Source organism: Dysosmobacter sp. HCP28S3_G4, assembly GCF_052065175.1.
Classification (GTDB): Bacteria; Bacillota; Clostridia; order Oscillospirales; family Oscillospiraceae; genus Oscillibacter.
Window position 1 is genome coordinate 1 of sequence record NZ_JBQHUP010000080.1, and the last position, 5,560, is coordinate 5,560.

3 protein-coding genes are annotated in these 5,560 nt (G+C 61.9%); 2 read left to right on the forward strand and 1 reads right to left on the reverse strand.

Going from position 1 to position 5,560, the window contains the following annotated elements:
• Positions 1-277: 277 nt before the first annotated feature.
• Positions 278-844 carry an epoxyqueuosine reductase QueH gene (locus ACTNBU_RS12260; RefSeq protein WP_441034348.1) on the reverse strand — a complete coding sequence of 189 codons (567 nt, stop codon included), beginning with the start codon at positions 842-844 and terminating at the stop codon, positions 278-280.
• 293 nt (positions 845-1,137) lie between these two features.
• Here ACTNBU_RS12260 and ACTNBU_RS12265 point away from each other — a divergent pair, with 293 nt between their 5' ends.
• Positions 1,138-4,077 (forward strand): acyl-CoA dehydratase activase, encoded by a 2,940-nt coding sequence (locus tag ACTNBU_RS12265; protein ID WP_441034350.1) that lies wholly within the window; start codon positions 1,138-1,140, stop codon positions 4,075-4,077.
• 3 nt (positions 4,078-4,080) lie between these two features.
• On the forward strand, positions 4,081-5,421 hold the full coding sequence (locus ACTNBU_RS12270) for a 2-hydroxyglutaryl-CoA dehydratase (protein ID WP_441034351.1): 1,341 nt from the start codon (positions 4,081-4,083) through the stop codon (positions 5,419-5,421).
• The last annotated feature ends 139 nt before the right edge of the window (positions 5,422-5,560 follow it).

Sequence of the window (5,560 nt, forward strand, 5' to 3'; positions counted from 1 at the left end):
CTTTCTGTATCCACGATTTCTACGATTCCACGATCCAGCTTCCCTCGTTCAAGCATCTTTCATCACCCATGCTTATTTTACCATATAAATGCGAAAAAGCCCAGCTATGCTGGACTTTTTCGACAGCCTGAGAGGACGCCCGAGGGCGTCCTCTCTGCCTTCTTCCGAGGAACTTCTCCAGCTCCGGGCATATGCGGCGCCGCGCCGTCTGTCCCCGCCGGTCCGCCGATGGCCGCCGGTGACTGGACACCGGACACGGCGGCGGATTAAAATGGCGTCATTCTTCCGCGAACTTCTCTCTGTCCCGGTTGATCTGCTTCTGATAACGCTCCTGCTCCGAGAACACACAGCCGCAGTACTTCTGCATGTAGAAGCCCAGCTCCCTGGCCCTCTGGTTCCCGGCCCGGAAATTGGGGCGGAAATCCCGGTAGAGGAACTTCACGCCGTACTGAGCGGCATATTTCTCCGCCGCCCGGACGATGCCCTCATGGTCCTGATAGAGGCTGGCCAGCAGGGTGGAGGTGAAGGCCTCAAAGCCGTGCTCCGCGGCGTATTTCGCCGTGCCCTCGATACGGTGCTCATAGCAGTAGGCGCAGCGGTGGTCGATGTCCTCCGCCACATGACGGACGAATTCCCGCAGGCCGTAGTCCTCCCGGACCCGTACCTCCATGCCGATGGTGGGGGCGTACTCCAGCAGACAGTCCCGCCGGGCCTGATACTCCTTCCAGGGGTGGATGTTGGGATTATACCAGAACGCCACCGGCTCGATGCCCTCCGACCGCAGAGGGTCGATGCAGCTGAGAGAGCAGGGGGCGCAGCAGCAGTGCAGCAAAACGTGATCCATAGCAAAATTCTTCTCCTTTGCCGTCTCCGGCATGTCTTTTCCGCCACAGTATAGCATAAAACCGAAAAAAGGCCAAGCCTGTGGGACAGGTTTCGCCAAATTGTTGAAAAGAGAAATAATTGATATCAAAAAGCAGCTCTTTGACGGATTTTTTAACAGCATCTTTACGGGTTTCCGGAGTTTTGCCGGTTGCACATTTCCACGAAAAAGAGTATGATACAATCCAAAATGAGACTCTGCGGCTATAATTTGCCCTTATAGACGCAATCGTTTTCCTAAAGGGGGAACCTTTTTTGAAAGTCGGTTTGGATGTCGGCTCCACCACCATCAAATGTGTGGTGATGGACGGCGAAGATCGGATCGTATACAGTACATATGAACGGCATTTCAGCCATATTCTGGAAAAGTCCGAGGAGCTGCTGCGCCGGGTGGCGGAGCAGTACATCCCGGGCGGGCGGGCGCGGCTGGCCATCTCCGGCTCCGCGGGAATGGGCATGGCCGAGGGCGTGAGCATCCCCTTCGTACAGGAGGTGTTCGCCACCCGCGTGGCGGCCAACCGGCTGGCCCCCGGTACGGACTGCATCATCGAGTTGGGCGGCGAGGACGCCAAGATCCTGTTTCTGACCAACGGACTGGAGGTCCGGATGAACGGCTCCTGCGCCGGCGGCACCGGCGCCTTCATCGACCAGATGGCGACGCTGCTGAAAATGAGCGCCGATGAGATGGACGAGGCGGCCCTCAAGGCGGAGAAGACCTACACCATCGCCTCCCGGTGCGGCGTGTTCGCCAAGAGCGACGTGCAGCCCCTCATCAACCAGGGAGGCAAGGCGGCGGACATCGCCGCCAGCATCTATCAGGCGGTGGTGAACCAGACCATCGCGGGCCTGGCCCAGGGACGGCCCATCAGGGGCAATGTCCTGTATCTGGGCGGACCGCTGACCTTCTCCCAGTGCCTGCGGGACTGCTTTGACAAGACCCTGGGCCTGAAGGGCAGATGCCCGGAGAACAGCCTGCTGTTCGTGGCCATGGGCGCCGCGTTCTACTCCGATACGGAGTTCGACCTGCTGGAGGTGGCGGACCGCATCCAGAAGCGGGGCACGGTGGAGACCTACCGCAGCCAGCCGCCACTGTTCGCCAGCCGGGAGGAGTACGAGACTTTCCGGGAGCGCCATGCCAGGGCCTCCGTGCCCCGGGTGGACTTCCCCACGGACTATGACGGCCCCGTCCACATCGGCATCGACTCCGGCTCCACCACCGTGAAGCTGGTGGTGATGGACCAGGACGGCGGCATCCTGTTCACGGATTACCGGCCCAATCTGGGCAATCCCGTGCCCCTGATCCGGGGCGTGCTGCAAAAGCTCTATGAAGAGCACCCGAAGCTCCATGTGGCCAGCGTCACCACCACCGGCTACGGCGAGGATCTGGCGAAGGCCGCCTTCCACGCCGACTACGGCGTGGTGGAGACCGTGGCCCATTTCACCGCCGCCCGGTATTTCATGCCCAACGTGGACTTCATCATCGACATCGGCGGCCAGGACATGAAGTGCTTCAAGATCGAGGACGGCGCCATCAGCGACATCTTCCTGAACGAGGCCTGTTCCTCCGGCTGTGGCAGCTTCCTCCAGACCTTCGCCCAGGCGCTGGGCTATGACGTGCGGGACTTCGCCAAGCTGGGGCTGTTCGCAGACCGTCCTGTGGACCTGGGCAGCCGCTGCACCGTGTTCATGAACTCCAGCGTCAAGCAGGCCCAGAAGGACGGCGCCACCATCGAGAACATCTCCGCAGGCCTGTCCATCAGCGTGGTGAAGAACGCCATCTACAAGGTCATCCGGGCCTCCTCTCCCGAGGAGCTGGGCCGGAACATCGTGGTCCAGGGCGGCACGTTCTACAACGAGGCGGTGCTGCGGGCCTTTGAGAAGGAGATGGGGGTGGAGGTCATCCGCCCGGACATCGCCGGCCTCATGGGCGCCTACGGCGCCGCCCTGTACGGACGGGGCAAGGCCGGAGCCGGCCACCGCAGCAGTCTGCTGGACGCCCAACAGCTGGCGGACTTCCGGCAGGAGACCCGCAGCGAGATCTGCGGCCGCTGCGGCAACAACTGCCAGCTGACCATCAACACCTTCGCCGACGGGGCCACCCTCATCAGCGGCAACCGCTGCGACCGGCCCGTCACCGGCAAGGCCAACACCGGCGAGGAGAACCTGTACGAATACAAGCGGAAGCTGATCCTGTCCTACAAGCCCGTCAAGGGCCCCCGGGGAAAAATCGGCCTGCCTCTGTGCCTGAACTTCTGGGAGCTGTATCCCTTCTGGTACACCTTCTTCACGAAGCTAGGCTTCGCCGTGTACCACAGTCCCCTCAGCAGCCGGGAGCTGTATCTCCAGGGCCAGGGGTCCATCCCCTCGGACACCGCCTGCTTCCCGGCAAAGCTGGCCCACGGCCACATCCACGCCCTCAGCAAACTGGGGCTGGACGCCATCTTCTACCCCTGCATGACCTATAACATCGACGAGGGGCTGGGCCAGAACCACTACAACTGCCCGGTGGTGGCCTACTATCCCGAGGTGCTGGCGGGCAACTGCCCGGAGCTGCGGGACACGAAATTCATTTACGACTACGTGGGCATCCACCGGCCTAAGGATTTCACCAAAAAGATCCACGGCATTCTGGGCAAGTATTTCGACGGCATCTCCCAAAAGGAGATCCAGGAGGCCGCCGACGCGGCCTACGCGGAGTACGAGCGCCACATGCGTCAGATCCGGGACGAGGGCGAGCGCATCATTCAGAAGGCACGGCAGGAGGGACGCCGCATCATCGTCCTGGCGGGACGGCCCTACCACGTGGACCCGGAGGTGAACCACGGCATCGACACCCTCATCACCCGGGCCGGCGCGGCGGTCATCACCGAGGACTCCATCTCCGACCGGGTGGAGCCCTTCCGGACCACGGTGCTGAACCAGTGGACCTATCACTCCCGTCTGTACGCCGCCGCCAAATACTGCTGCTCCCAGCCGGACATGGACCTGGTGCAGCTGGTGTCCTTCGGCTGCGGCGTGGACGCCATCACCACCGACGAGACGAGAGAGATCCTGCAGTCCGGCGGAAAGCTGTACACCCAGCTGAAGATCGACGAGATCACCAATCTGGGCGCCGTGCGCATCCGCCTGCGGAGCCTGTTCGCCGCACTGGAGGAACAGGACGAGAAGCGCGCCAACGCGAGCAAGGAGGCGTAAGACATGGAATTCCGATATCCGACATTCACGCCGGAGATGAAAACGACCCATAAGATCCTGATCCCCAATATGGCGCCGGTCCAGTTCCGCATTCTGGCCGCGGCCATGAAGCACATGGGGTATAACGTGGAGCTGCTGGGCAACTGCGGCAGTCAGGTGGCGGAACAGGGCCTGAAATACGTCCACAACGACACCTGCTATCCCGCACTGCTGGTCATCGGCCAGTTCCTGGACGCTCTGAACTCCGGCAAATACGACCTGGACCACACCGCCCTCATCATCACCCAGACCGGCGGCGGCTGCCGGGCCTCCAACTACATTTTTCTGCTGCGCAAGGCGCTGCAGAAGGCCGGTTACTGCAATATCCCGGTGGTGAGCCTGAACTTCTCCGGCCTGGAAAAGGACAGCAGCCTGCCCATGGACATGACCTTCGTGCGCATGGCGCTGTCGGCCATCTGCTACGGCGACCTGCTGGTGGCCCTGAAGGCCCAGACCGCTCCCTATGAGGTGCGGAAGGGCGACGCGGAGGCCCTCCAGAACAAGTGGCTGGACACCATCTGCGGCTGGATCCTGGACGGCAAGGGCTTCTCCCAGCGGGAGATGCGCGCCGCCATGCCGAAGATCGCGGCGGAGTTCGCCGCCATCCCGGTCCGGCGGGTGTCCAAGGTGAAGGTCGGCGTGGTGGGCGAGATCTATGTGAAATACTCCCCCCTGGGCAACAACGACCTGGAGAACTTTCTGGCCTCCCAGGACTGCGAGGTGAATCTGCCGGGCCTCATGGGCTTTTTGCAGTACTCCGTGTACAATCTGTCGGAGACCGCCCGGCTCTACGGCGGCACCCTGGTGGAGAAGCACGTCTCCGATGTGGTGCTGAAGTACATCGAGAGCATGGAGAAGCTGATCCTCAAGGCCCTGCGAGACAACGGCTATCACGCGCCCTTGCCGTTTTCGGAGTTGTGCAAGCTGCCGGAGGGCGTCATCGGCATGGGCAACAAGATGGGCGAGGGCTGGCTCCTCACCGCCGAGATGCTGGAGTTGGTGCGGTCCGGATATGAGAACATCGTCTGCGCCCAGCCCTTCGGCTGCCTGCCCAACCACATCTGCGGCAAGGGCATGATCAACAAGATCCGGGAGCTGTATCCCATGGCCAACATCACCCCCATCGACTACGATCCCAGCGCCACCCGGGTCAACCAGGAGAACCGGATCAAGCTGATGCTGGCGGTGGCGCGGGAGCGGCTGCCCTCCCATCCGGACCAGCCGGGAACGCCCGAGAAGGCGCCGTCCCGGGAGCTGGTGCGGGAGCGCACTCCCCGCAAGCAGCCCGTCCACGCGGCCACCTGACAGAGAGAAAGACTGCCCCAACGGGCAGTCTTCAGGCTGTCGAAAAAGTCGAGCATAGCTGGGCTTTTTCGCATTTATATGGTAAAATAAGCATGGGTGATGAAAGATGCTTGAACGAGGGAAGCTGGATCGTGGAATC